This window comes from Fictibacillus sp. Mic-4, assembly GCF_049843615.1.
GTDB classification, from domain to species: Bacteria; Bacillota; Bacilli; order Bacillales; family Fictibacillaceae; genus Fictibacillus_A; species Fictibacillus_A gelatini.
The window spans coordinates 1-575 of the sequence record NZ_JBBHZM010000119.1 but is presented as its reverse complement, the minus strand read 5'-3'; the positions used below and the strand labels follow the sequence as shown (position 1 = coordinate 575).

Here is a 575-nt window from a genome sequence, read left to right as displayed (position 1 = left end):
GCGATCGTTTACTCCGCTTTCGGCTTCTCCGGACAAAAATGTTCCGCAGGCTCCCGCGCGATTGTCCATCAGGACGTGTACGATGAAGTGCTAGAAAAAGCCGTTGCCCTGACAAAAACATTGACGGTCGGCAATCCGGAAGATGTGAACACTTACATGGGTCCAGTCATTGACCAGGCCGCGTACAACAAAATTATGAAATACATTGAAATCGGCAAACAAGAAGGGCGCTTAATGACAGGCGGTGAAGGGGACGACTCCAAAGGCTACTTCATCCAGCCAACGATCATTGCCGATGTAAAAGAAAACGACCGCTTAATGCAAGAAGAAATTTTCGGACCGGTTGTCGCGTTCTGCAAGGCGCGTGACTTCGATCATATGATGGAAATCGCGAACAACACCGACTACGGCTTAACAGGCGCGCTCATTTCGAACAACCGCGAGCACATCGAACGCGCAAGAGAAGAGTTCCATGTCGGCAACCTTTACTTCAACCGTGGATGTACAGGCGCGATTGTCGGCTACCAGCCATTTGGCGGCTTCAACATGTCAGGAACCGACTCAAAAGCGGGCGG

The 575-nt window shown here is 51.1% G+C and carries 1 protein-coding gene; it reads left to right on the top strand.

From position 1 onward, the window contains the following. A partial coding sequence (locus WD019_RS21735; protein ID WP_425712821.1) for an aldehyde dehydrogenase family protein occupies nt 1-575 on the top strand: 575 nt, incomplete at both ends.